Here is a 777-nt window from a genome sequence, read left to right on the forward strand (position 1 = left end):
CACTGAAAACGATAGATGAACGGCAATCATTGTAGTCATGAACAGAACTTTGAATGATTAAATCGCACCTTCCTTAAATCTAACTTCGATACCTTTATCAGTTAAATCAACAGATTTAACTGAATATTGATTATCAAACGGCCTTCCATAAGGACCATCAGGCAAGAAGAAGTAAAATGAAGCTCTTTCTGACACCCATTTCTTAATTTCTTCTATAGGCTTCATTTTTTAATGATCCATTCATTATTTGGGCTTGGTAAAAATATCTGTGTTCCACGGCCCAGTAATGTTGATTGAGTTCCTTGCGTACCAGTTTGTGCTGCCGCCGGCCCCTCATAATATGTCGTTCCTTTGGGTATTTTTATAATAGCATGATTCTGGAAAGTATTTCCCCATTCAGGCAAGACAGCACTATCCATTTGTGACTGTAGTGGACCTTTAGATGGTTCAGGTGTCCAGAAGCGTCCATCAACTTTTGCTGTTCCTCCGTAATCCCTATAAAGATATATATCAGTTTCTGCAACTTTCTCAGTATAAGTTCCACTTCTGAACGTCGAAGCCGGTGCTCGGGAATCGCTGGGGTTTCCCAATGGTCCTGATTCATGTGGGCCATAAGATTTAATAATCTGCGAGGATTGAGCAGTGTCAGCAGATACAAGTTTATTTGCTAAAGAGCCTAATTTATTTGCTGCTGCATTACTTAAGGAAGGTGCGATTTAATCGGTGGGGTTCAGTGGAGTCCTTAGCTGTATTAGCCTTACCTTAGCTGAGCTGTAT

General features: G+C 40.4%; 2 protein-coding genes. Both read right to left on the minus strand.

Going from position 1 to position 777, the window contains the following annotated elements; all coding sequences use genetic code 11:
- Window positions 1-57: 57 nt before the first annotated feature.
- Window positions 58-225 (minus strand): hypothetical protein, encoded by a 168-nt coding sequence (locus ACSZO1_RS22600; protein ID WP_437616637.1) that lies wholly within the window; start codon window positions 223-225, stop codon window positions 58-60.
- Complete coding sequence (locus ACSZO1_RS22605; protein WP_437616639.1) at window positions 222-590, minus strand: hypothetical protein; 369 nt, start codon at window positions 588-590, stop codon at window positions 222-224. The genes ACSZO1_RS22600 and ACSZO1_RS22605 overlap by 4 nt, the downstream gene beginning before the upstream one ends.
- Between the last annotated feature and the right edge of the window lie 187 nt (window positions 591-777).

Origin of the sequence: Erwinia sp. V71, from assembly GCF_965644245.1 — a bacterium.
Lineage (GTDB): Bacteria > Pseudomonadota > Gammaproteobacteria > Enterobacterales > Enterobacteriaceae > Erwinia.

Excerpts from the sequence above, each read along its gene's own strand:
- ACSZO1_RS22600 (WP_437616637.1), bottom strand. The coding sequence starts at position 225 with ATGAAGCCTATAGAAGAAATTAAGAAATGGGTGTCAGAAAGAGCTTCA.